The 21,926-nt window shown below is 42.0% G+C and carries 25 protein-coding genes; 7 read left to right on the top strand and 18 right to left on the bottom strand.

Annotated features, from left to right (window positions below):
* Nucleotides 1-44 precede the first annotated feature (44 nt).
* Nucleotides 45-1,856, bottom strand: a complete 1,812-nt coding sequence (locus NQT65_RS15835; protein WP_121636828.1) for an assimilatory sulfite reductase (NADPH) flavoprotein subunit — start codon at nucleotides 1,854-1,856, stop codon at nucleotides 45-47.
* A gap of 306 nt (nucleotides 1,857-2,162) precedes the next feature.
* Here NQT65_RS15835 and NQT65_RS15830 point away from each other — a divergent pair, with 306 nt between their 5' ends.
* Entirely contained in the window at nucleotides 2,163-3,794 is a 1,632-nt protein-coding gene (locus NQT65_RS15830) for an endonuclease (protein ID WP_256851521.1), read from the top strand.
* Between the two features lie 30 nt (nucleotides 3,795-3,824).
* Here the strand turns inward: NQT65_RS15830 and NQT65_RS15825 are convergent, their stop codons facing one another.
* A complete protein-coding gene (locus NQT65_RS15825; protein WP_256851520.1) occupies nucleotides 3,825-4,421 on the bottom strand; it encodes a hypothetical protein in 597 nt (198 codons plus the stop codon).
* A gap of 113 nt (nucleotides 4,422-4,534) precedes the next feature.
* The gene (locus NQT65_RS15820; RefSeq protein WP_256851519.1) at nucleotides 4,535-5,008 is read right to left on the bottom strand and encodes a hypothetical protein; all 474 of its coding nucleotides are present in this window, start codon (nucleotides 5,006-5,008) and stop codon (nucleotides 4,535-4,537) included.
* A gap of 181 nt (nucleotides 5,009-5,189) precedes the next feature.
* Here NQT65_RS15820 and NQT65_RS15815 point away from each other — a divergent pair, with 181 nt between their 5' ends.
* Nucleotides 5,190-5,726 (top strand): helix-turn-helix domain-containing protein, encoded by a 537-nt coding sequence (locus NQT65_RS15815; RefSeq protein ID WP_096738922.1) that lies wholly within the window; start codon nucleotides 5,190-5,192, stop codon nucleotides 5,724-5,726.
* Nucleotides 5,727-6,053: 327 nt separating this feature from the next.
* Here the strand turns inward: NQT65_RS15815 and rpsQ are convergent, their stop codons facing one another.
* Genes rpsQ through rpsJ form a run of 11 tightly spaced genes read right to left on the bottom strand, consistent with a single transcriptional unit; the run spans nucleotide 6,054 to nucleotide 11,020 of the window.
* The gene (gene rpsQ, locus NQT65_RS15810) at nucleotides 6,054-6,311 is read right to left on the bottom strand and encodes a 30S ribosomal protein S17 (RefSeq protein WP_004588693.1); all 258 of its coding nucleotides are present in this window, start codon (nucleotides 6,309-6,311) and stop codon (nucleotides 6,054-6,056) included.
* Nucleotides 6,311-6,502, bottom strand: coding sequence for a 50S ribosomal protein L29 (rpmC, locus tag NQT65_RS15805; RefSeq protein WP_004588692.1), 192 nt, complete (start codon nucleotides 6,500-6,502; stop codon nucleotides 6,311-6,313). The genes rpsQ and rpmC overlap by 1 nt, the downstream gene beginning before the upstream one ends.
* A complete protein-coding gene (gene rplP, locus NQT65_RS15800; RefSeq protein ID WP_002957890.1) occupies nucleotides 6,502-6,915 on the bottom strand; it encodes a 50S ribosomal protein L16 in 414 nt (137 codons plus the stop codon). Before rplP ends, rpmC begins: the two co-directional genes overlap by 1 nt.
* Nucleotides 6,916-6,927: 12 nt before the next feature.
* Nucleotides 6,928-7,629 carry a 30S ribosomal protein S3 gene (gene rpsC / locus NQT65_RS15795; protein WP_004588691.1) on the bottom strand — a complete coding sequence of 234 codons (702 nt, stop codon included), beginning with the start codon at nucleotides 7,627-7,629 and terminating at the stop codon, nucleotides 6,928-6,930.
* A gap of 11 nt (nucleotides 7,630-7,640) precedes the next feature.
* Entirely contained in the window at nucleotides 7,641-7,973 is a 333-nt protein-coding gene (gene rplV, locus NQT65_RS15790) for a 50S ribosomal protein L22 (RefSeq protein WP_004588690.1), read from the bottom strand.
* A 14-nt stretch (nucleotides 7,974-7,987) separates the two neighbouring features.
* The gene (rpsS, locus tag NQT65_RS15785) at nucleotides 7,988-8,266 is read right to left on the bottom strand and encodes a 30S ribosomal protein S19 (RefSeq protein WP_004588689.1); all 279 of its coding nucleotides are present in this window, start codon (nucleotides 8,264-8,266) and stop codon (nucleotides 7,988-7,990) included.
* A 15-nt stretch (nucleotides 8,267-8,281) separates the two neighbouring features.
* On the bottom strand, nucleotides 8,282-9,106 hold the full coding sequence (gene rplB, locus NQT65_RS15780; RefSeq protein ID WP_004588688.1) for a 50S ribosomal protein L2: 825 nt from the start codon (nucleotides 9,104-9,106) through the stop codon (nucleotides 8,282-8,284).
* Nucleotides 9,107-9,123: 17 nt separating this feature from the next.
* Nucleotides 9,124-9,426 (bottom strand): 50S ribosomal protein L23, encoded by a 303-nt coding sequence (gene rplW, locus NQT65_RS15775; RefSeq protein WP_004588687.1) that lies wholly within the window; start codon nucleotides 9,424-9,426, stop codon nucleotides 9,124-9,126.
* Complete coding sequence (gene rplD / locus NQT65_RS15770) at nucleotides 9,423-10,028, bottom strand: 50S ribosomal protein L4 (RefSeq protein ID WP_004588686.1); 606 nt, start codon at nucleotides 10,026-10,028, stop codon at nucleotides 9,423-9,425. Before rplD ends, rplW begins: the two co-directional genes overlap by 4 nt.
* Before the next feature lie 17 nt (nucleotides 10,029-10,045).
* Nucleotides 10,046-10,681, bottom strand: a complete 636-nt coding sequence (gene rplC / locus NQT65_RS15765) for a 50S ribosomal protein L3 (protein ID WP_004588685.1) — start codon at nucleotides 10,679-10,681, stop codon at nucleotides 10,046-10,048.
* A gap of 27 nt (nucleotides 10,682-10,708) precedes the next feature.
* The gene (rpsJ, locus tag NQT65_RS15760) at nucleotides 10,709-11,020 is read right to left on the bottom strand and encodes a 30S ribosomal protein S10 (protein ID WP_002957900.1); all 312 of its coding nucleotides are present in this window, start codon (nucleotides 11,018-11,020) and stop codon (nucleotides 10,709-10,711) included.
* A 413-nt stretch (nucleotides 11,021-11,433) separates the two neighbouring features.
* Here rpsJ and plsB point away from each other — a divergent pair, with 413 nt between their 5' ends.
* The gene (plsB, locus tag NQT65_RS15755) at nucleotides 11,434-13,872 is read left to right on the top strand and encodes a glycerol-3-phosphate 1-O-acyltransferase PlsB (protein WP_029773518.1); all 2,439 of its coding nucleotides are present in this window, start codon (nucleotides 11,434-11,436) and stop codon (nucleotides 13,870-13,872) included.
* Between the two features lie 195 nt (nucleotides 13,873-14,067).
* Here the strand turns inward: plsB and tesB are convergent, their stop codons facing one another.
* Nucleotides 14,068-14,925: an acyl-CoA thioesterase II gene (gene tesB, locus NQT65_RS15750; RefSeq protein ID WP_004588683.1), complete on the bottom strand. Its 858-nt coding sequence runs from the start codon at nucleotides 14,923-14,925 to the stop codon at nucleotides 14,068-14,070.
* A gap of 79 nt (nucleotides 14,926-15,004) precedes the next feature.
* On the opposite strand from tesB, the gene NQT65_RS15745 reads away from it, so the two are divergent.
* Both NQT65_RS15745 and NQT65_RS15740 read left to right on the top strand, forming a co-directional pair.
* Nucleotides 15,005-15,463, top strand: a complete 459-nt coding sequence (locus NQT65_RS15745) for an EVE domain-containing protein (RefSeq protein WP_029773519.1) — start codon at nucleotides 15,005-15,007, stop codon at nucleotides 15,461-15,463.
* 122 nt (nucleotides 15,464-15,585) lie between these two features.
* Nucleotides 15,586-16,617 carry a hypothetical protein gene (locus tag NQT65_RS15740; RefSeq protein ID WP_029773520.1) on the top strand — a complete coding sequence of 344 codons (1,032 nt, stop codon included), beginning with the start codon at nucleotides 15,586-15,588 and terminating at the stop codon, nucleotides 16,615-16,617.
* 2 nt (nucleotides 16,618-16,619) lie between these two features.
* On the opposite strand, the gene NQT65_RS15735 is transcribed toward NQT65_RS15740, so the two are convergent.
* Complete coding sequence (locus NQT65_RS15735; RefSeq protein ID WP_004588680.1) at nucleotides 16,620-16,826, bottom strand: PLDc N-terminal domain-containing protein; 207 nt, start codon at nucleotides 16,824-16,826, stop codon at nucleotides 16,620-16,622.
* Nucleotides 16,827-16,844: 18 nt separating this feature from the next.
* Entirely contained in the window at nucleotides 16,845-17,912 is a 1,068-nt protein-coding gene (locus NQT65_RS15730) for a potassium channel family protein (protein WP_024031979.1), read from the bottom strand.
* A 225-nt stretch (nucleotides 17,913-18,137) separates the two neighbouring features.
* Here NQT65_RS15730 and NQT65_RS15725 point away from each other — a divergent pair, with 225 nt between their 5' ends.
* Entirely contained in the window at nucleotides 18,138-19,448 is a 1,311-nt protein-coding gene (locus tag NQT65_RS15725) for a short-chain fatty acid transporter (protein ID WP_256851518.1), read from the top strand.
* 44 nt (nucleotides 19,449-19,492) lie between these two features.
* Here NQT65_RS15725 and NQT65_RS15720 read toward each other — a convergent pair whose 3' ends face one another.
* Complete coding sequence (locus NQT65_RS15720) at nucleotides 19,493-20,509, bottom strand: metalloprotease (RefSeq protein ID WP_126005502.1); 1,017 nt, start codon at nucleotides 20,507-20,509, stop codon at nucleotides 19,493-19,495.
* A 182-nt stretch (nucleotides 20,510-20,691) separates the two neighbouring features.
* Here NQT65_RS15720 and NQT65_RS15715 point away from each other — a divergent pair, with 182 nt between their 5' ends.
* Nucleotides 20,692-21,909 carry an EAL domain-containing response regulator gene (locus tag NQT65_RS15715; protein ID WP_004588676.1) on the top strand — a complete coding sequence of 406 codons (1,218 nt, stop codon included), beginning with the start codon at nucleotides 20,692-20,694 and terminating at the stop codon, nucleotides 21,907-21,909.
* The last annotated feature ends 17 nt before the right edge of the window (nucleotides 21,910-21,926 follow it).

Here is a 21,926-nt window from a genome sequence, read left to right as displayed (position 1 = left end):
GTTACAGTGACGGCTGCTAGCTGTTAATAAAATAAGAAACGTGATTAATACACGTCTTTCTGATAGCGGTTAGCGCTACGTAAGTCTTTTAAATATTGCTCTGCGTCTTCGTAGCTTTTACCGGTGTTTTCGCTGATGATATCAACTAAGGCGTTGTGTACATCTTTTGCCATGCGGTTTGCATCACCACACACATAAAAATGCGCACCTGCTTCTAGCCACTCAAAAATTTCTTTTGAGTTTTTGCGTAGTTTGTCTTGTACATATACTTTTTCGGCTTGGTCACGGCTAAATGCAACGTCAACTTTGCTTAATAGGCCTGATTTTAAATAACCCTGAATTTCTACTTGATACAAGAAGTCTTGTGTAAAGTGTGGGTTACCGAAAAACAGCCAATTTTTGCCTTGTGCTTCTCGCGAGTCACGCTCTTGTAAAAATGCACGGAATGGCGCAATACCGGTACCTGGGCCAACCATAATAATGGGGGTATTATCATCGCTAGGTAAACGGAAGTTGTCGTTGTGCTCACTAAATACTTTAACTTTACACCCTTCTTCAGCACGGCGTGCTAAATAACCAGAGCAGCCACCTAAATGTTCGCTGCCAAAGGCGTCAAACTCAACTAAACCTACCGTTAAGTGCACTTCCTCTTCAACCTCGCTTTGGCTTGAAGCGATTGAGTATAAGCGCGCTTGTAGTTTACGTAGGCAATCAACTAAGGTTTGTGCGTCTATTTTTGCAGGATTTTGTGCCACTACATCAAAAATTTGACGAGGCTCAATGTACTCACGCATAGCGGCTTTATCTTCTACAAGCTTTAGTAGCTCTGGCGTGCCCGTTGCAACTGCGTATTTTTCTACAAAGCCTGGGTATGACTGAGTAAGCTCTAACTTTTCGATTAATGCATCGCGAATAGGCAGTGATTCTTCGCCCACTTTTACAAGTGTGCTTGGATCGATTTGCGTGTGTGTTAGTAGCTCATCTACGCGGGCTTCATCATTTAAAAAGTACACGCCTAATGAATCACCAGGTAAGTAGGTGATGTCTGAGCCTTCAAGGGAAATCTCAACATGGCGTACATCTTTAGTCGAATCGCGCCCTGTAATTTTTTGTACGGTAACAAGCTCTGCCGCAAATGGGTTTTGCTTAGTGTATTGACTTGCTGCCGCTGTTGGCGCGCCAAATGGCATTGATACAACTTGGCCGCCCGCAGCATCTTGCTGCGCTTTTAGATCAGGTTCGAATGCATCAAGTGCACCGGTGATCCAAGTGGCTGCTTCATCATCGTAATCAACATCTAGGTCGGCACGTTGGAAAATAGTTTCTGCGCCAAGTTTGTTTAAACGCTCTTCAAAGTCTTTTGCTGTTTGGCAGAAAAACTCATAGCTAGAGTCACCTAAACCCAGTACCGCGACTTTAACGCCATCTAACTTAGGTGCTTTTTTGGTAGTTAAAAATTCATACAGTGTTTCAGCATCTTCAGGTGGTTCACCCTCACCGTAGGTAGATACAACAACGGTTAAAAACTTTTCTTTTTTCAGGGCTGTAGGTTTGTAGTCAGACATGCTCACAAGTTTTACAGCTAAACCGCGCGACTCTGCTTGCTCTTTAAGCTTAGTCGCCACACCTTTTGCATTACCTGTTTGCGAACCATACAAAATAGTAAGTGGCGCAGCATCGCTTGCAGCCGCTGTAGGCGCTTGCCCACCAAGAGCCGCAGAATTAGCATTTGCAGCTAAGTAACCACTTACCCACGCTTGCTGAATCGGATTAAGTTCTGCTACTAAGCCTTGCAGCTTTTGTACTTGCTCTTGCGATAGCGGGCTTGCCGCTGCGTTAAGTTGACCTAACAACATGAATTTGTTCCCCATAACCCTGAAAATTACATACAGCCCACATGATGCGCTGTTCAAAATGAGTTTTACCTCACCCAGAGTAACTCTGCTGAGGTTTTATTAGTGTGCAGGATAGCGGGCTATGCGGTGAGAAAAAAAGAATAGAATCTGCTTTGTTATTCCATTTAGTTATTAATTTATATAAAGACCTTCAAAAACAGCTTAAAGGTTGATTATTGCCATTTTATTAATTTTGTATTTAACAAATTTGTAACCTTGTGCAGATAGTGTATGTTATTTACTCAACTATAAAAAATAGGAACAATCATGTCACACGGGACATACAAAAATAAGTTACTTAGCACGGCATTACTAATTGCCGCCACCCCAGCAATGGCCAATGTCGCAAATGGCGGCTTTGAGCAGTGGACAGGCAATACGCCTGACGCGTGGACCACAATTGATAGCGGTATTAATGTGTCGCGCTCAACCAGTATCGTAAATAACGCAAACAGCGCGGCGGCTATTAATGTGACCACCGGCTCGCAAAGCAATACCGACTTATTACAACAAGTTAGTGTGGAGGCGGGCAAAACATATGATTTCTCAGTGGATGTATATCACACTGAAGGAAGCATAAGCGCCCGCCTGTATGTAGATGGCTACCAAGGGTACTCTAACCAAGCGCAAACTAACCAGTGGCAAACAATTAGCCACAGTTATACGCCTAGCAGTAATAAAACCATTACTGTTGGTTTACGTTTTTACGATATGAGCGGCTTTGATGGCAATGAAACCGTTTATGTAGATAATTTTTTGCCTAATACAGATGGCGGCGCTTCAGGCAGCTGTAACGACCATAGCCTTACTTTAACACTTAATACCGATAACTACGGCAGCGAAACCAGCTGGGTGGTTAACAACAGCCAAGGTAGCAGCGTAGCCAGTGGCAGTGGTTATGCCTCTAACACACAATATAATGAGCAACTCTGTTTAACTGATGGCGCATACACCCTAGTTATAAGTGATAGCTATGGCGACGGTATGTGCTGTAACGTAGGTAATGGTAATTACGCGCTCACTCAGGGCAGCACCACACTTGCCAGTGGCGCAAGTTTTAATAACACAGATAGTACAACTTTTGAATTAGGCGATAGCTCTGGTGGTGATACTGGCGGTGGCACAAACCCAACACCAACAGGTTATTACGTAACAGCTCAGGGTCTATCTGGCTATGCATTAAAAACTGAGCTTTATAACATTATCAAAAATCACAGCTCGCAAGGTTACTCGGCTATTTGGAACTTTTTCGATTCTTCAGCACGCGATAAATACTTTGAAAACGATAACAGTATTTTAGATATGTATAGTGAAAAGCCAAATGGTAGCGACAGCTATACTTACACCGCGGTGAGCGATCAGTGTGGTACTTATAACAGTGAAGCAGATTGCTATAACCGCGAGCATTCGTTCCCTAAAAGCTGGTTTGGCGGCACAAATGAGCCAATGAATTCAGACGTGCACCACATTTATGCAACCGACGGTTATGTAAACTCAAAACGTAGTAACTACCCTTTTGGTGAAGTGGCTAGTGCATCATTTACATCAACAAACGGTAGTAAAGTCGGTTCAGCAGCAAGCTCTATTAATTACTCAGGTACGGTGTTTGAGCCAATTGATGAGTTTAAAGGTGACTTTGCCCGCGCTTATTTTTACATGGCAACCCGCTACGAGAATGTAATAGGCTCGTGGCAAAATAACACAACTGCCAGTAATGCAGTCCTTAATGGCACAAGCAATCAAGTATTCGAAAACTGGGTGGTAGCTATGCTACTTAACTGGCATAACGCCGACCCTGTTAGCCAAATGGAACTTGACCGTAACCAAGCAGCTTATGAGTTTCAAGGTAATCGTAACCCGTATATCGATCACCCTGAATTTGTTGAGATGATTTGGTAATAGCTTGGTTATAACTTTTTAGCCCCAGCATTAACTGGGGCTTTTTAATAACTGTACTTTTTGTTTGGCAATAAGTGACGCTACATACTGCTTTTCTAAATCCCACGGATGACGCTTCCAGCCCTTAAAACCAAAACCGATAATATACACCTGTGCTTGCTGCTTTAAAAAGTGCTCAATGGCTAACATTCCCGAACTGGGTGTTTTAGCTTTAAAAGCAGGTTTACCAAACGTATATAAGTGTTTTAATAATACTGCTTTATCGTGCTGGGCGATTCGACTCACGTTTGCATGCGGGCTATATTTACGTATTATTTCACCGCCATGGTCAATACAGCCCCTGCGGTTAATTAGCTTATAAAAAGGTTGAGTAAATAAGTTAGGTTTTGGGTCAGTGATCATGACATTTTTCAGCTGCGTTATATCTATATCTGGAAACGCTGCGCAAAGCATCGCGCCTTGCTTACCTCTTCCTACTAGCCATAAATCAGTACATTTACGGCCTAAGTATGCAGGCATGTTTGCACACATATTAAAGCGCACCACTCTATCAAAGCTGTTTAGGGCTTTACTTACATCCTTTTCGACGGGGCCATTACCTATAATTAACACTGTTTGCTTAGCCATACTACGCTCCTTGTACCTTTATTAGCGCATACTAACGTGCTCGCCACTCTTTACCAGAAAACTTATATTAAACTTTTTTTGCAGCCACTCACTGTGCGGTAAATTAACAGGCATTACTTTGGGTTTAAGGCCTGCTCTGCACGATCTATTGATTCGTAGCGTTTGCCTGTAATTTTTATCAGCCATACTTTATCTGTAAAGGTGCGGCTTAAATACACTGTTTGCCCATTTGGGATTTGCGGCATAAAGGAAGAAATAGATTCCCACTTGCCATCAACCTGCTCTTTTAACTTCAAGCTGGCGTTAAAGTGCGACCCCTCTGCGTTAGGCTTTACTTCAAGCGCCGTCATTTGCGTATCATCACCAATTTCTATCATTGCGCTTTTATTTAATAGCGTGAGTAGCTGAGGTTGATGCGTAGGGCTTAGATTTTTTAAAGCCTGCTCTATTTTACTATCTACGGTAATCTCATTCTGTAATTTATAAATACTGGCCTTAATTGCAAAAACAGGCTCTGCGTAACTGGGGTTTATAAAAAACAGTGAACTGATAAGCACTAAAATAGCGCTAGTAAATTTATTCGGCATATTATATCTCCTTATTAAAATCGAATTGAGCATACCTTATATTTTATTAAATTTAATATAAGCTATTAATATTCATAATATTCTTTATATTAATAAGCATGAATATACGCTTTTAGACTATTTATAAATACTAATTTTAGCGATAATAAAACGCTTAACTAATCAAATAAGAGCAGAGGGTATGCAAGCGTTAGGAATGGAGTTAAAACGCCTTAGAGCAAATAAAAAGTGGACTCAGGCTTATGCTGCGCGTGAAATTGGAATTCAACAGTCGTACCTTTCAAAGCTTGAAAATGGACAGTTTATCCCCTCAACTGAGGTAATTGAAAAGCTTAAACTTTGCTATGGCGAAGGCTGTATTGATAAATGCCTACCTATAAGTTCAGCGATAGATAAGCCCTCAAACATCACTTTAATTATGAGCCTGACTTTATTTATATGTGGGCTGATAGCGTGGTTGTGTGCAACATATGAAATTTTTTATCCACAAACCTACTTTACCTATCAAGCAAAGCTAGGTGACTTTTTAGCCTTTAACGTCACTCAGCAATACCAAGGCGAACGCTTTATTGAGGGGGATGTGACCTATCAAATTGTAGGAGAAAGGCAAGTCAGTCGAATCGAGAACCGCTTCTTAGTGGTAGGCTCTGCCGTGTGCATATTAATATCTATTGTTGCAGCTTTACTCTCGCAAAGGCATAGGTTTGGTAAATTATAGAGCTGTTATTTAGTTGTTCTTGTAAATTACTCCGGTATTACTCTACCTCAAACATCTATACAGTCGTACATCAGAAATTTTTATCTGTCGCTATAAATGCCTCATCACTTAACACGATTGGTATTATTTTCGATTAGTATTAGGACTATTACGTATTCGTGGTGTGCTTTTTTCTCAAGTGTTCTAGTCTCAACCCAAGCTACGGCGCTTCACTTCACTGCGAGCAGCTAACGACTGAAAGCTTCAAACTTACAGCTTTTTTAAACGCAAACAAAAAGCCCCGGCTAATGCCAGGGCTTTTTTTACAAAACTTACTTAATTTAAAAATTAAGCTTGTTTTGGACTAGAAACAACGTCTACTAAAGTCCAAGATTTATTCTTAGAAATTGGTGCGCATTCACGGATAGTAACTACGTCACCCGCTTTTGCTGTGTTGTTTTCGTCATGTACGTGTAGCTTAGTAGTACGTTTGATGAATTTCCCATAGATTGGGTGCTTCACGTAACGTGCGATAGCAACAGTGAAAGATTTTTCCATCTTGTCGCTTACTACACGGCCTTGAAGAGTACGAATTTTATCGCTCATTATTGACCTGCCTTCTGGTTAATAATTGTTTTTACACGCGCGATATCGCGACGTACTGTTCTTAGCGTGTGTGTCTGAGCTAACTGACCAGTGCTTGCTTGCATGCGCAGGTTAAACTGCTCACGAAGAAGTCCTAGAAGTTCAGCATTTAGCTCTTCTACGCTTTTGTCTTTTAGTTCGCTTGCTTTCATCACATTACCGTCCGAGTTACGAAAGTTGTTTTGAATGGCAGTTTACGAGCTGCAAGGTCAAACGCTTCACGAGCAAGCTCTTCAGAAACACCTTCCATTTCGTAAAGTACTTTACCAGGCTGAATTTCAGCAACCCAATATTCAACAGAACCTTTACCTTTACCCATACGAACTTCAAGAGGCTTTTCTGTGATCGGCTTGTCAGGGAAGACACGGATCCAGATTTTACCTTGACGTTTCACGTGACGCGTCATAGCACGACGAGCTGCTTCGATTTGACGAGCAGTCATGCGGCCACGACCAGTAGCTTTCAAACCGAAAGTACCGAAGCTTACTTTGTTACCGTTTTGCGCTAAACCGCGGTTGCGGCCTTTGTGCATTTTACGGAATTTTGTACGTTTTGGCTGTAACATTACTCGCTACCTCTACTTAGCACTTTTCTTGGCTTTCTTTGGTGCGCGTTTAGCTGGCTTCTCTTGCTCTTGTACTAGTGGTAAACCACCAATAACTTCGCCTTTGAAGATCCAAACTTTAACACCAATGATACCATAAGTGGTTAAGGCTTCAGAAGTTGCGTAGTCGATATCAGCACGAAGAGTATGTAGAGGTACACGACCTTCACGATACCATTCTGAACGTGCGATTTCTGCGCCGCCAAGACGACCGCTAACTTCAACTTTGATCCCTTTAGAACCGATGCGCATTGCATTTTGTACCGAACGCTTCATAGCGCGACGGAACATAACACGACGCTCTAGCTGAGAGGCAATGCCGTCTGCTACTAGTTGTGCATCTAACTCTGGTTTACGTACTTCAGAAATATTAATCTGAGCAGGTACACCTGCGATCTTAGTTACCGCTTGACGTAGCTTTTCAACGTCTTCGCCTTTTTTACCGATAACAACACCCGGACGAGCCGTGTGAATTGTTACGCGGATCGATTTTGCTGGACGCTCAATAACGATTTTAGACACAGAAGCCGCTTTTAATTCCTTTGTAAGGAAAGTACGTACTTTGTGATCGCCAAAAAGCTGATCAGAGAAATCTTTAGAACTCGCGTACCAGGTAGAAACCCAAGGTTTAGATATACCTAGGCGAATACCAGTAGGATGAACTTTTTGTCCCATTACTTATACTCCTAGCTATCTGAAACCACAACAGTGATGTGGCTTGTACGCTTAAGGATGCGGTCTGCGCGTCCTTTAGCACGTGGCATAATACGTTTCATTGTAGGACCATCGTCCACAAAAATCGTAGTTACACGTAGCTCATCAATGTCAGCACCTTCGTTATGCTCTGCGTTAGCAATAGCAGACTCAAGTACTTTTTTAACTAATACAGCCGCTTTTTTCGGGCTGTACGCCAGGATTTCTAGAGCGCGATCGACAGGTAGTCCGCGGATCTGATCTGCAACTAGACGAGCTTTTTGCGCCGAACCAGAGGCGAATTTATGTTTAGCTAATGCTTGCATTTATCATTCCCCTCTTAGCGTTTCTTCGCTTTCTTATCCGCAGCATGGCCACGGTAAGTGCGAGTTGGTGCAAATTCACCTAGTTTGTGACCGATCATTTCGTCAGAAACGAAAACTGGTACATGCTGGCGACCATTATGGACAGCAATGGTCAATCCGATCATGTTAGGTATGATCATTGAACGACGGCTCCAAGTTTTAATTGGCTTCTTTTCACCGCTTTCCAAAGCTTTCTCTACCTTCTTCAGCAAGTGTAGGTCTATAAAAGGACCCTTCTTGAGAGAGCGTGGCATGGCTATTCCTCAATATTACTTAGTACGACGACGTACTATAAATTTATCCGTACGCTTGTTCTTACGCGTCTTAGCACCTTTAGTAGGCTTACCCCATGGAGACACAGGATGACGACCACCAGATGTACGACCTTCACCACCACCGTGTGGGTGATCTACCGGGTTCATGGCAACACCACGAACTGTCGGACGAATACCACGCCAGCGATTTGCACCTGCTTTACCAAGTGAACGAAGCATATGCTCAGCATTGCCTACTTCACCTAGCGTTGCACGACAATCAGATTGTACTTTACGTACTTCGCCAGAACGAAGACGTAATGTTACGTATTGACCATCACGCGCAAGGATTTGAACGTATGCACCAGCAGAACGTGCGATTTGAGCACCTTTACCTGGTTTTAATTCTACGTTGTGAACAGTCGAACCTACAGGCATGTTACGCATAGGTAATGCATTACCAGGCTTGATTGGTGCATCAACACCAGACTGGATTGCATCGCCAGCTTTTAAGCCTTTAGGTGCGATAATGTAACGACGCTCACCGTCTGCATATAATACAAGAGCGATGTTTGCGCTACGGTTTGGATCATATTCCAAACGCTCAACAGTGGCTGGAATGCCATCTTTAGTACGTTTAAAATCGATTAAACGGTAATGATGCTTATGACCACCACCGATATGACGAACCGTAATACGACCATTGTTATTACGACCACCTGATTTAGAGTTTTTCTCTAATAGTGGTGCGTAAGGTTTACCCTTATGTAAATCTGGGTTAACCACTTTAACTAGGTGACGACGACCCGCAGAAGTTGGTTTACACTTTTGAAGTGCCATAATTCTAACTCCCCTTATTACTCGGCGCCGCCGACAAAGTCTAGCTCGCTACCTTCTTTAAGAGTAACGTAAGCTTTCTTCCAGTCGCTACGACGACCGAAACGCATGCCAGTACGTTTTGTTTTACCCTTAACGTTAAGTGTGCGAACACCCGTTACTTCTACTTCAAAAAGCTTCTCAACTGCTGCTTTAATTTCAGCTTTAGTTGCGTCATTTGTTACTTTAAAAACAATAGTATTGTTTTCTTCAGCAGCAATTGTGCTTTTTTCAGAGATATGTGGAGCAAGGATCACTTTTAAAAGACGTTCTTCACGGATCATGCTAGCGCCTCCTCAAGTTGCTTAACAGCAGCAGCTGTAATAAGTACCTTGTCGAAAGCAATTAAGCTTACAGGATCGATACCAGCTACATCACGCGTGTCAACCTTGTACAGGTTACGTGCCGATAAGAAAAGATTTTCATCTACTTCTTCAGTCACGATAAGAACATCTTTAAGCTCAAGTTCTTTAAGCTTAGAAACTAGTTCTTTAGTCTTTGGTGCTTCAAGACCAAAGCTTTCAACAACGATTAAACGCTCTTGACGAACTAATTCAGATAAGATGCTTTTGATCGCACCGCGGTACATTTTACGGTTTACTTTTTGGCTGTGGTCTTGTGGTTTAGCTGCGAAGCTAACGCCACCTGAACGCCAAATTGGACTACGGATTGTACCAGCACGTGCACGGCCAGTACCTTTTTGAGCCCATGGTTTTTTACCACCACCGCTTACTTCAGAACGTGTCTTCTGAGCACGAGTACCTTGACGAGCACCTGCTGCGTATGCAACAACTACTTGGTGTACTAATGCTTCGTTAAACTCACGTCCAAAAGTAGCTTCAGAAACTTCAAGAGCGCCAGAAGCGTCTTTAATTGCTAATTCCATCACTAAATCTCCAGGACTTATGCTTTAACAGCTGGTTTAACGATAACGTCACCGCCGATAGCGCCAGGTACTGCACCTTTAACTAAAAGCAAGTTACGCTCAGCGTCAACGCGAACTAGTTCTAAGTTTTGAGTCGTTACACGCTCAGCACCCATATGACCGGCCATTTTCTTACCTTTAAACACCTTACCAGGTGATTGGTTTTGACCGATTGAACCAGGAGCACGGTGAGATAGAGAGTTACCGTGAGTAGCGTCTTGCATGCTGAAATTCCAGCGCTTAACACCACCTTGGAAACCTTTACCTTTAGAAGTACCGGTTACGTCAACTTTGTTGATTTCGTTGAATAATTCAACAGTAAGCTCAGCGCCTACTTCAAAATCGCCTTCACCACCATTTAGGCGGAATTCCCACAGACCGCGACCCGCTTCAACACCAGCTTTAGCGAAATGACCCGCTGCTGCTTTGTTTACACGGCTTGCTTTTTTAGTGCCTGCGGTTACTTGAAGCGCGTTATAACCGTCTGTTGCGTCAGATTTGATCTGAGCAATGCGGTTAGGAGTCGCTTCGATAACTGTCACAGGGATAGATACACCATCTTCAGTGAAGATACGTGTCATACCCACTTTACGACCGACTAGACCTAATGCCATTTTCCTATAACCTCTCTAATCTTTCGATTAACCCAGGCTGATTTGAACATCAACACCAGCAGCAAGATCTAAACGCATTAATGCGTCAACAGTCTTGTCAGTTGGTTCTACGATGTCGATCAGACGTTTATGGGTGCGGATCTCGTACTGATCACGCGCATCTTTGTTTACGTGCGGTGAAGTTAGTACAGTAAAACGTTCAAAGCGTGTAGGTAGTGGGATTGGACCACGTACTTGTGCGCCTGTGCGTTTCGCAGTTTCCACGATTTCCGCCGTTGATTGGTCAATCAAACGGTGGTCAAAAGCTTTTAGGCGAATACGAATGCGTTGATTTGACATTCTTAAACCTCAATATAAAGAGCATTTAAAGAGCATAAAAAAACGACCGAAACAATCTTAATAATTAAGATGCCGGTTGTTGATTTATATCTACGATGAGTTCCAAATCGGAACTCCTGTTTATTAGCTTGAAATCCAAGCTTAATTTATCCCTTCAAGTTCCAGAGGAATCTTGAAAGCCTGCGTATTATAGTGATATTGGTGATAAATGCAACAACTAATTGCAAATTAATTACGGGTGTAAGGCTGCCCAAATAACCGCCACTGGTTATTTATAGCTATAATTGAACTGCTCAGCGCCAAATTAGTCTTATGTTTATAATTTAACCGATTACGCAAATTACAGGATTTTATAGATATTATGGTATCCTATGCGCTAATTTTGCTTTTAATACTCTCAATATGGTGAGTCGATGCGTTTATTAAATTATTGTTTGAATTTTCTTACTAGCTGCGTAAGCCGTGTTTTGGTAAAAAGTAAGGTCCTTCCCCAAAGCCCTATAGAGCAATATGACCTTAATCCTGAACACCCTACTTTTTATATAGTACGTTTAAATTCGCGTTTCGATTTAGCCGCGCTTACTAATGTATGTAAAAAGCATGGTTTGCCTAACCCATGCGAATATCAAACGTTAGGAAACCAAGAGTTGGCCCGCTTTATTGGTATTAAAAATCCGCCGCCTTTATTTGGCGATACCGCTAAACCGACCGCCGCTTTATCACAGGGTAAGCAAATAGTTGAGCATTTATTAAATAGCGGGCAAAAGAATGTACAAGTGGTGCCGGTAACTATTTTATGGGGGCGCGACCCAGGAAAAGAAAAGCCAGGTATTCGTACCTTAATTACCCACTCTCTTACGCCTAGTTGGTTTAGAAAATTTTTCGTTGTGCTTTTTTCTGGGCGCGATAACTTTATTCGCTTTAGCCAGCCACTCGATTTATCACTTATCGTGAACGAAAAAGCCGACGTAAATGAGCTACCACAAAAACTATTGCGTGTTGCTCGTGTGCACTTTAAACGCCAAAAACTGGCCGCTACGGGCCCTAAAATGCCCTCGCGCGAGCAACTATTTAACTCACTTTTGGCTTCGCCGACAATAAAAAAAGCAATTCAAGATGAAGCAAAGTCAAAAGGAATAAGCCAAACAGAAGCCCGCCAAAACGCGTTAAAACTACTAGATGAAATTGCTGCTAATTACTCTGAGGCAATGATACGTGTAGGCGACAGAATTTTAACGTGGCTGTGGACTAAGCTTTATAACGGTATAGATATAAAATACACCGAGCAAATTCATGAGCTAACAAATAAAGGTCACGAGATAATCTATATGCCGTGTCATCGCAGCCACATGGATTACTTGTTACTTACCTATGCCATATACCATCAAGGTTTGGTGCCGCCGCATATTGCCGCGGGCATTAATCTTAACTTTTTCCCTGCCGGTGGTATTTTTCGCCGCTCAGGGGCGTTTTTTATCCGCCGCTCCTTTGCCGGTAATAAACTTTACTCAGCCGTATTTAAAGAGTATTTAAGCCAGCTATTTATTAAAGGTTACTCAGTTAAGTTTTACACTGAAGGCGGGCGCAGCCGCACAGGCCGATTACTACCGCCAAAAACCGGTATGCTCGCCATGACGTTGCAAGCAATGCTACGCGGCATAGACCGCCCGGTTTCTATTGTGCCGGTATACATTGGCTATGAGCATGTAATGGAAATCAATACCTACTTAAAAGAGCTTGCCGGTAAAGATAAAAAAGGCGAGTCCATTTTTGGTATTTTTAAAGCCATTAAAAACCTTAAAAATTATGGCCGTGGTTACTTAAACTTTGGCGACCCTATTTCTATAAACCAATACTTAAACGACAACCAACCAGATTGGCGCGATGCAATACACCCTACCGATGTGCAAAAGCCGCAATGGCTAGGCCCTCAAGTAGCCGCATTAGCCGACCAAGTAATGGTAAAAATTAATAATGCCGCAGCACTCAACGCTGTGAATTTACTGGCTATGATTTTGCTAGTTAACGACAAGCACGCGTTAAGTAAGCCTAAGCTATTAGCGCAACTAGATTTTTACTTACGCCTACAACGCGATGCAAGCTATAGCGATAAAGTCACCGCCCCCGATGAAACACCAGAGCAGCTATTAACGCACGCCATTAAGCTTAATAAGTTTGATGTTATTAGCGATGAATTTGGCGAAATTATTGCAATTAACGATAAAGAAAAAACTCTGTTTAACTATTATCGTAATAATATTTTGCACTTATTTGCTGTGCCAAGCCTTATTGCTTTGCACTTATTTAAGCAACACAGTAGTACGGTAGAGCAATGCCAAAAGCTTGTTTCGGCTTTTTACCCTCTGTTTGCAAAAGAATGGTATCTACAGCCGCTAGATGAAAACTACATAAGCCGTATTTTGGCTAACTTTAGCGATCAAAACTTAATTGAGCTTGATGGCGATACCATTCATGTTACTAACACGAATGATTCGTTAGCCAAACTTGAAATGCTAGGAAGGTCGCTTAGCTTTACGTTGCAACGTTATGCTATTGTTGTGGGCTTTATTCAAACCAGTAACGGAATTGAAAAAGCCGAACTAGAGCGTGAAAGCCAAGTACTGGCAAACCGTTTAGGCACCTTACACGGCATTAAAACCCCGGAGTTTTTTGATAAAAAAGTACTGGTAAGCTTTATTGATAATTTACGCGGTGAGCTGCTAATTACTGAAGGTGAAAATGGTATTCACGGTAGTACACAACTGTGTGAAATATACATGTACTTAAAAACCTTATTACCTGCGCGTATATGGCAATCGGTTAGCGACATAGTGCAAGATCAATGTAATTAGCGAGTTGCTGTAATTTAAGCTCTAATTAAACACCATTAAAAAAGCCTCAACATTTAACATGTTGAGGCTTTTTTGTACGTTTAGTTATTAAACAGCAACGCTACATAGAGACGCTTATCTCTTGGCAAAACCTTTAGCGAAAGCACTGCTAATTTGCGCTTAACGGCCAGTCTATTGCCAGTAAGTCTAATCAAATTAACGCTGGCGCATCACCCCTTCTTGAATCGTTGATGCGACTAAATTACCTTGGCGGTCAAAAAACTGGCCTCTTACCAAGCCTCGCCCAGAACTAGCACTTGGGCTGTCTATGGTATATAAAATCCAATCGTCCATTCTAAATGGGCGGTGAAACCACATAGCATGGTCAATCGTTGCCACTTGCATATTTGGCTGCATAAACGATACGCCATGAGGCTGTAATGCCGTAGGTAAAAACTCAAAGTCAGAGGCATACGCTAATAAGTAATTATGAATGCGTTGATCGTCGGGCATATCGCCATTGGCTTTAATCCAAATGTGCTTTACGGGCTCAATAACCTCTGGCTTAAACGGGTTATGAAAAGTAACCGGGCGCATTTCAATAGGCATCTCGCGTATAAACTTATTACGGATCACCTCGGGTATGTGGTGGGCGTTTTCTTGATAAAACTCAAGCGACGAGCGAAGCTCCTCTGGTGGCGGTACATTAGGCATGGTTGCTTGATGCGATAAGCCTTCTTCTTCACCCTGAAACGACGCAGTCATATAAAAAATAGGTTTACCGTATTGAATAGCGCTTACTCGGCGGGTGCTAAAGCTTTTACCATCGCGGATGGTTTCTACGTCGTAAACAATCGGTTTTGCGGCGTCGCCGGGGCGTAAAAAGTAAGAGTGTAATGAATGAACAACACGTCCTTTTGGTAGCGTTTCTTTTGCAGCAGACAATGCCTGCCCCATTACTTGGCCACCAAATACCGCTCTAAACCCTAAATCTTGGCTTTGCCCACGATATAAACCTTGTTCAATTTCTTCAAGTGACAATAACGATAATAAATCATCTAATACTTGGCTCATTTGCTGTTCTCTCAATCCCCAGATAAGCTAATGATACTATACAATGCAGCTATGTAAATCTAACTAAATGAGTAACGCTATGAATTATTGGTTATTTAAAACTGAGCCCGATGCTTTTTCGATTGATGATTTAAAAACAGCGCCGCAACAAACCACCCTGTGGGAAGGCGTGCGTAATTATCAGGCACGTAACTTTATGCGTGACGATATAAAATTAGGTGACTTAGTATTTATTTACCACTCTAGCTGCAAACAAGTAGGCGTTGTGGGCATAGCCACTGTTACTAAAGAAGCCTACCCCGACCCAACTCAGTTTGATTTAAATAGTGACTATTACGATGCGAAGGCCACGCCGGACAAGCCACGCTGGTTTGTAGTTGAAGTAACCTATAAAAGCCATTTAAACAAACGCGTAAGCTTAAAAGACATTAAAGCTAACGAGGCTATTACCGAATTAGCCCTTAAAAAAGCAGGCCGTCTTTCGGTAATGCCAGTCACACAAAACGACTGGGAGCAAATAATAGCCATGAGCAATTAAGCTCAGTAAGTAAATATCAAGCTGTATTAGTAGCTAACCATTAACGGGCTAAAGCTTGGCTATGTTTGACCTCATTTGGCCGTGTTTGATACGATCCCCCGCGAGTTATAATTGGGGGATTAATGAAACTACTGTATTGGTTAGATGAATGGTTAACGCTTTGCCGTGATGAACAACAAACTAAGCTGCCTATGTCTGGCGGCGACCTACTCGGCGATGTGTATGTAAAATACGAATTTGTTGATTTAAATAAGCCCCTGCTTTTTACTTTTTCCCCCGCGGGCACCAACGTCCAAGAACACGACCTAACCGATGACTTTGCCCCTTGGGGCTATCACTTAGCGCAAAAACAAAATGTTAATGTTATTTCGTTCCAACATTTAGGCAAAAGCAATTGGTTTAGAAGCCGTAATTTAATCTTCTTTTTGGAGCAGTTATCAAGCTTACTTACACCGTTTAAGTGCCGCTTAGGCTATGGCCTTAGTCGCGGTGGTTTTGCTGTTGGCGCATTTGCAAAATTACTTAAATTAGATCAGGTTTTATTTTTTCATCCTGTTAGCACCAAAAACACCGAAACAGTTCCGTGGGACACCCGCTCCAGCACAGAGCTTGCGCAGCAATTTGATTGGCAAAGTGAGTATAACGACCTCGATTTAGGCCATGCTAAGGGGTATATAATTTATGACCCCACCAATAAAATAGACCGCCTACATGCTAAGCGGTACCCGCAACTGACCCATTTAAGAGTGTTTGGCATGGGCCACGGTACCCACGCAAGCTACCTCACTAAGTTTGGCTTTTACAAACAAGTGGCTGTTGATTTTATACGCCACCAGCAAATTGATATAGCGCAGTTTCGTTTGCAAACCAAAACCTTGCGCTTAAAAGAAGAGTATTATCAAAGCCTAAATAAGGCAAATGCGAGTTCGCCTCATCGCTTGGCATTATTAAGTACAGCACATCAAATTTTAGCAGATGAAAAAGAAGTGCATGTGCAAGAACATCAGGCCAAAATAGATATTCAGCCGTTAATAGATGTCGCACTTAAACATCAAGATGAACACCCAAATGATGCTATTCAATTATTAGAAGTTGCCCAACAAATAGTGCCAGATGACCCGCTGGTTGAGCACAAACTCAAGCAGCTAGAATAGACCTATGACGGTTTATTCTTCTTTCTTTTTTTGTGACCATGCTTGGGCACAATCGTAAAATACATAAAAAGCCCCAACCACGAAAAAATAATTACGCCTAATAACCAGCCGTTTTTTTCGTGGCCTTGGGTGCGCTTACTATTAACCACTATCACCACGGGTAATATATAAGCGCTTAAAATAATTATTAAAAATACTACTTCATTCATTATTTAACCTAAGCCTTGTTATTTGGCCAAGCTTTGCCAATCTACTTCATTTGTTAGCACACGTTCAAGGGCAATGTAGTGCAGGATATCGCCCGCATTTACCTTGTAATCAAGTGGCGGATTTAAATCCATATTTTGTGCACTTAAGTTATGCGCCACCCCTAACAAAATAGCATTATAGTCATGCTTAAAATGATGAAATAAAGTACCAAACTCCATCTCTTCGCATTCACTTGGAATAGCTAGGCTAAACTGCGTGTCGCCGTGCAATGTAGATAATAGCTCTTCTTGTACTCGACTCGAGCCTGGGTCTTGCATTGAGCGTACTAAAATCTCAGCCGACTTAGCGCTACTACACTCCACATTTTGGCAATGCTCAAGCAACATATCGACCTTGGTTTCATCTAAAAAGTGCGCGCTAATATGGCACTCATCTTTAACTAAACGGCTAATACGCAGTGCCGTTGTAAATGTTTGGTCGTCATCTTGCCCATCAATAATAACTTTGTCGGCACGGCTTATAGCTACACGCTCAAGCTCTTCTAAATCGGTAAAACTTGTTAGGCGGGCAAAGTCGACATTTTCGTTAGTTAAAAATGGGTGATCCATTTGCTCGGTCACCGCCAACAAAATACGGCGGTCGGTACGTTTGGTATCGGCCAGGATATAATCAATCATCTTTTTTGTTCGGGTATCGTGCCAACCAAAAATAATAATGTGGTTGTTACTGTGAGCAAAGTTTTTATCACCAGTCATAGCGCGCCTAATTAAGTAAGTCACTGTTTGCCCTGTTTTTCCTAACAGAACGCCAAATAAAGCTAATCCAAATGGAATTTGTATTAAAGCTACAACCCAACGCCCCAGCTCGCTGGTTGGGCTAAAATCGCCGTAACCCACTGTTGAGGTAGTTACTGTGTAGTAGTAAAAAAAGGTTGTAAACGAGGTAAGCGCTTGCTCATTTGCAATAAATAGCAGCCCCCAAGTCACTAACATATGAGCAAGTATTGCAAGCACCACGGCTTGCCAGCTCAGCTGATCGATATGAGCACGAACAAGTAGCGCTAGCCTCTTAAATATTACCGGCATGATACAAAATCTTTGTTAGTAAATTATCTATAAACAGTACGTTACTGTAAGCCATGCTTTTAAGCAACGTTTAAGCCTTTAAGTAAGGCCTGTTACCCTTTTAGGATTAAATTTTGTTCAACCTATAAGATACTCAGACCCTAAAATATAAGACTAAATGCGGGTTTGCTAATGTGCTAAGAGCATGATTAATTATAATAAGACTAAAAAACACACAGACACATTATGCTTAATAAAATTGCCACACCGTTTACCAAATTAGTAGAGCGCTACTTACCCGACCCTTTTATATTTGTCATATTGCTGAGCTTAATTACTTTACTCTCTGCCAGTATTTTTACCCCCGCAACACATATTGAAGTTATTAACGCATGGGGGAGTGGTTTTTGGAACCTGCTTAGCTTTGCCATGCAAATGCTATTAGTGCTGATTACAGGTTACATGCTAGCAAGCACGCCCATTATCAATTCGTTATTAAACAAACTGGCGGCGCTTGCTAATTCAGCGCCAAAAGCGATTATTTTAGTCACGCTTATTTCGCTATTAGCCAGCTGGCTTAATTGGGGGTTTGGCTTAGTTATTGGGGCTTTATTTGCCAAAGCAATTGCAAGGCAAACACAGGTCGATTACCGCCTATTAGTTGCCAGTGCTTATTCTGGCTTTGTGGTGTGGCATGGCGGCTTAGCAGGCTCAATTCCGCTTACGATTGCTACCGAAGGGCACTTTTCACAAAATAGCATTGGCATAATTAGTACCGAGCAAACCCTGTTTGCTGGTTTTAACATAGCCATACTTATTGGCTTATTTATTATTATGCCGTTGGTTAACCGCTACATGCTACCCAGTGATAAAAACAGCGTATATGTAGACCCAGCACTTATTAAAGAGCCCCCGCCCGCACATGAAAAAATTACTCGCCCTGCTCAGCATTTAGAACACACAAAGCTGCTTGGCATTTCGATTGGTTTACTTGGCCTTTGCTATTTGGCGTATTACTTTATAGTTGCAGGCGGTAGCCTAAACCTAAACAGCATTATTGCTGTGTTTTTGTTTTTAGCCATTACCTTGCACCAAACACCCCATAACTTGCTTAATAGCTTGCAACAAGCAATTCCCAGCGGTGCGGGTATTGTCATTCAATTTCCGTTTTATGCAGGTATTATGGCTGTGATGGTCGACAGCGGTTTAGCGCAGCAAATATCGCGTGGTTTTATAGCTGTTGCTGATGCCGATAGCCTGCCATTTTTTAGCTTTATAAGTGCAGGACTCGTTAATATGTTTGTACCTTCTGGTGGCGGCCAATGGGCAGTACAAGCACCTATTGTTATACCCGCAGCGCAAGAGCTGGGCGCCGATATATCACGTGTTGCTATGGCTGTTGCGTGGGGCGATGCGTGGACCAATTTAATTCAACCCTTTTGGGCTTTACCTGTACTGGCAATAGCAGGGTTAAAAGCGAAAGACATTATGGGGTTTTGTGTAGTGCAGTTATTTGTAACGGGGGTATTTATATCGCTAGTGCTGAGCTTTTACTAACCCTTAATAACGCGCAGTATTTAGGTATACTGCGCGTATAGCGATTAGCTCGATAAAATCGTCATCGGCAGGCTAAGTATTGGGTTTTCTGAATCTGCAAAGTGCATCATTACTGCCACATGGCCTGCAACTACAATAGCGTACATAGCGGCTGAAAAACCTTGGCCGTATTTATCAAGCGGCAATAAATGCGAGTAATGTCGACCGCGCCATTCAAATACAATTTCCAGTGCGCCCACAAACAAAAAGAACACCAGCAACATTAAGCCAAATGTATAACTAAGCCATAATCCAAATAGCACGCCCAATAAGCACACACTTAAACCGACCCAAGATCGCATTGAAAAACTGATACTTTTTAACACATGTCCGCCATCAAGCGGTAAAATAGGCAAAAGGTTAAACAAATTCAATAAGGCACTGAGTACTGCAACGCCGGCAAATATGTCCATTTCGGTGGCGTAATATAAAACCACACCCAGCACTGAGGTAAATAAACCAAACGCTGGCCCCATGAGGGATATAACTACATCTTGCCAGCGCGTTGTTATTTTATCGTCACTAACAGCTAGCCCACCTACAAAGGGGATTAAGTAAATACCTTTGGTTTTTATGCCAAAGTATTTCATGGCTCTTACGTGCCCATACTCATGCACCACTAAACACGCTATAAGCATAAGTGCAAATTCAATACTAAATAACCAGGCATAGCCAGCAACCGATGCACCTGCCAGCGCCACCTTAATTACTTTTGCACTTTTAAATAATTTAAAGCCCAATGCCGCTAGCCCTAAAAAGCCTTTTTTGGGCTGGCTATTTACCGGCGCAGGCAAAGCTAGTTCAGTAGCAAACACACCATCAACAAATAACGATAAAGACTGCTCATGAACATGTGAGCTATCAATCCCTATTTGCTTATTATCTAAAGTAAATTCGGCGTAATGCTCTTTGGGTGTTGTAAAGCTTATGGCCTGTTGATTATGAAATATTTGTACTATTTTATGCCCAGATACCATTAGCGTTAATGGTTGCTCTGCAAGCATGAGATCGATTTTTATCATGACTAAAACCAGTTAAAACAATGGCGCTAGTATACCGATGAATTTAAAAAACACGAATTGCCTTAAACCATAAGCGCAAAAGCACTTCGAAGATAAAAAATAATATAAAACTAGGCTGACAAAAGGCTGATCAGGCGCTATTTTTACAGTACTAATATATTAAGCAGTTACAAGGATAGAGCATGTCGATTTCGGTACCCAATATTTTAGTTGTGGATGACTCAAAGGCGATTTTAATTGTTATGGAGGCCATTTTAAATGAGCTAGGAGTCTCGAATAAAGTTACAAAATGCCTGAGTGCTCAGCAAGCGCTAACTCATGTAACCGACGATATAAACTTTTACGATATTGTATTTACAGACTTAAACATGCCTGAAATGGATGGTATGGAGTTTATAAGAAAGCTAGGCGAGCTTAATTTTACAGGCGCAGTAGTTATAATTTCGGAGATGGATCATAAGGTTATTAACCTAGCTGCCAATTTAGCGCGTCATAGCAATATTCATTTAGTCGCAAATTTAGCTAAACCCGTGCAACTTAGCCAAGTAAAAACCGTTTTACAAAAAGCAAAGCATTTAGCAGTACATAACGACCTTTCTCATGCCTCTATTTCAGAAAAGGCATTGCATGAGGCAATCAATTTAAACGAGATAATCCCTTACTATCAGCCAAAAATAAATTCTCAAACCAGTGAAATAGAAAGTATTGAGGTGCTAGCGCGCATCGTTAAAACGCACACTGGCGAAATTATCTCGCCCAATCGGTTTATTTCGTTATCGGAGCAATCGGGGTTAATTAATCAAATTACCTTTAGCTTATTTGAGCAAGCCACCAGCGATTTAAAAGCTATACGTACAAACATTGCTGCGCATCTAAAACTGGCTTTTAACCTATCTCCCACGCAACTAGATGATTTAAGCTGCCCCAACAAGCTGATGCTTATACTGCAGCTCAATGAGCTATCACCTAGTGATATAATTTTAGAGATTACCGAGCAACATGCGCTGTCTAGCCTTTCTCAGCTAGAAACCTTAAACAGATTAAGAATGCATGGCTTTGGCATATCATTGGATGACTTTGGTGTAGGTTTTACCAACATGAACCAGATTAAGCGCCTGCCTTTTACTGAAATAAAAATTGACCGTACACTTATTAGTAATATTGAAACAGATCAGTTTTCGCAAGTGGTGGTCAGCTCACTGGTTGATATTGCCAGCCAAGAGCAACTAGCCCTTGTGGCCGAAGGCGTAGAGCGCGCCGAAGAATCACTCTACTTAAAAAACTACCGCACTAATTTAGCCATGCAAGGATTTTTGTTTACCTGCCCTAAAGCCAAAGACGATTTTATAGAGTGGGCACTAAACTGGGTAAATACGACGGGGGGCACAATTAAACGCTAACCTTCAACCCCGTCGTA

This window comes from Pseudoalteromonas agarivorans (genome assembly GCF_024518735.1).
Lineage (GTDB): Bacteria > Pseudomonadota > Gammaproteobacteria > Enterobacterales > Alteromonadaceae > Pseudoalteromonas > Pseudoalteromonas atlantica.
The sequence above is the reverse complement of the archived record's forward strand: the minus strand, read 5'-3'. Positions and strand labels throughout refer to the sequence as shown.

Excerpts from the sequence above, each read along its gene's own strand:
- rplW (WP_004588687.1), bottom strand. The coding sequence starts at position 9,426 with ATGATCCGTGAAGAACGTCTTTTAAAAGTGATCCTTGCTCCACATATC.
- rplD (WP_004588686.1), bottom strand. The coding sequence starts at position 10,028 with ATGGAATTAGCAATTAAAGACGCTTCTGGCGCTCTTGAAGTTTCTGAA.
- NQT65_RS15720 (WP_126005502.1), bottom strand. The coding sequence starts at position 20,509 with ATGATAAAAATCGATCTCATGCTTGCAGAGCAACCATTAACGCTAATG.
- rplV (WP_004588690.1), bottom strand. The coding sequence starts at position 7,973 with ATGCAAGCATTAGCTAAACATAAATTCGCCTCTGGTTCGGCGCAAAAA.
- rpsC (WP_004588691.1), bottom strand. The coding sequence starts at position 7,629 with ATGGGACAAAAAGTTCATCCTACTGGTATTCGCCTAGGTATATCTAAA.
- NQT65_RS15830 (WP_256851521.1), top strand. The coding sequence starts at position 2,163 with ATGTCACACGGGACATACAAAAATAAGTTACTTAGCACGGCATTACTA.
- plsB (WP_029773518.1), top strand. The coding sequence starts at position 11,434 with ATGCGTTTATTAAATTATTGTTTGAATTTTCTTACTAGCTGCGTAAGC.
- rpmC (WP_004588692.1), bottom strand. The coding sequence starts at position 6,502 with ATGAAAGCAAGCGAACTAAAAGACAAAAGCGTAGAAGAGCTAAATGCT.
- rplB (WP_004588688.1), bottom strand. The coding sequence starts at position 9,106 with ATGGCACTTCAAAAGTGTAAACCAACTTCTGCGGGTCGTCGTCACCTA.
- NQT65_RS15820 (WP_256851519.1), bottom strand. The coding sequence starts at position 5,008 with ATGCCGAATAAATTTACTAGCGCTATTTTAGTGCTTATCAGTTCACTG.
- NQT65_RS15725 (WP_256851518.1), top strand. The coding sequence starts at position 18,138 with ATGCTTAATAAAATTGCCACACCGTTTACCAAATTAGTAGAGCGCTAC.
- rpsS (WP_004588689.1), bottom strand. The coding sequence starts at position 8,266 with ATGCCACGCTCTCTCAAGAAGGGTCCTTTTATAGACCTACACTTGCTG.
- NQT65_RS15815 (WP_096738922.1), top strand. The coding sequence starts at position 5,190 with ATGCAAGCGTTAGGAATGGAGTTAAAACGCCTTAGAGCAAATAAAAAG.
- NQT65_RS15735 (WP_004588680.1), bottom strand. The coding sequence starts at position 16,826 with ATGAATGAAGTAGTATTTTTAATAATTATTTTAAGCGCTTATATATTA.
- NQT65_RS15835 (WP_121636828.1), bottom strand. The coding sequence starts at position 1,856 with ATGTTGTTAGGTCAACTTAACGCAGCGGCAAGCCCGCTATCGCAAGAG.
- NQT65_RS15730 (WP_024031979.1), bottom strand. The coding sequence starts at position 17,912 with ATGCCGGTAATATTTAAGAGGCTAGCGCTACTTGTTCGTGCTCATATC.
- NQT65_RS15740 (WP_029773520.1), top strand. The coding sequence starts at position 15,586 with ATGAAACTACTGTATTGGTTAGATGAATGGTTAACGCTTTGCCGTGAT.
- NQT65_RS15745 (WP_029773519.1), top strand. The coding sequence starts at position 15,005 with ATGAATTATTGGTTATTTAAAACTGAGCCCGATGCTTTTTCGATTGAT.
- NQT65_RS15825 (WP_256851520.1), bottom strand. The coding sequence starts at position 4,421 with ATGGCTAAGCAAACAGTGTTAATTATAGGTAATGGCCCCGTCGAAAAG.
- rpsQ (WP_004588693.1), bottom strand. The coding sequence starts at position 6,311 with ATGAGCGATAAAATTCGTACTCTTCAAGGCCGTGTAGTAAGCGACAAG.
- rplP (WP_002957890.1), bottom strand. The coding sequence starts at position 6,915 with ATGTTACAGCCAAAACGTACAAAATTCCGTAAAATGCACAAAGGCCGC.
- tesB (WP_004588683.1), bottom strand. The coding sequence starts at position 14,925 with ATGAGCCAAGTATTAGATGATTTATTATCGTTATTGTCACTTGAAGAA.
- rpsJ (WP_002957900.1), bottom strand. The coding sequence starts at position 11,020 with ATGTCAAATCAACGCATTCGTATTCGCCTAAAAGCTTTTGACCACCGT.
- NQT65_RS15715 (WP_004588676.1), top strand. The coding sequence starts at position 20,692 with ATGTCGATTTCGGTACCCAATATTTTAGTTGTGGATGACTCAAAGGCG.
- rplC (WP_004588685.1), bottom strand. The coding sequence starts at position 10,681 with ATGGCATTAGGTCTAGTCGGTCGTAAAGTGGGTATGACACGTATCTTC.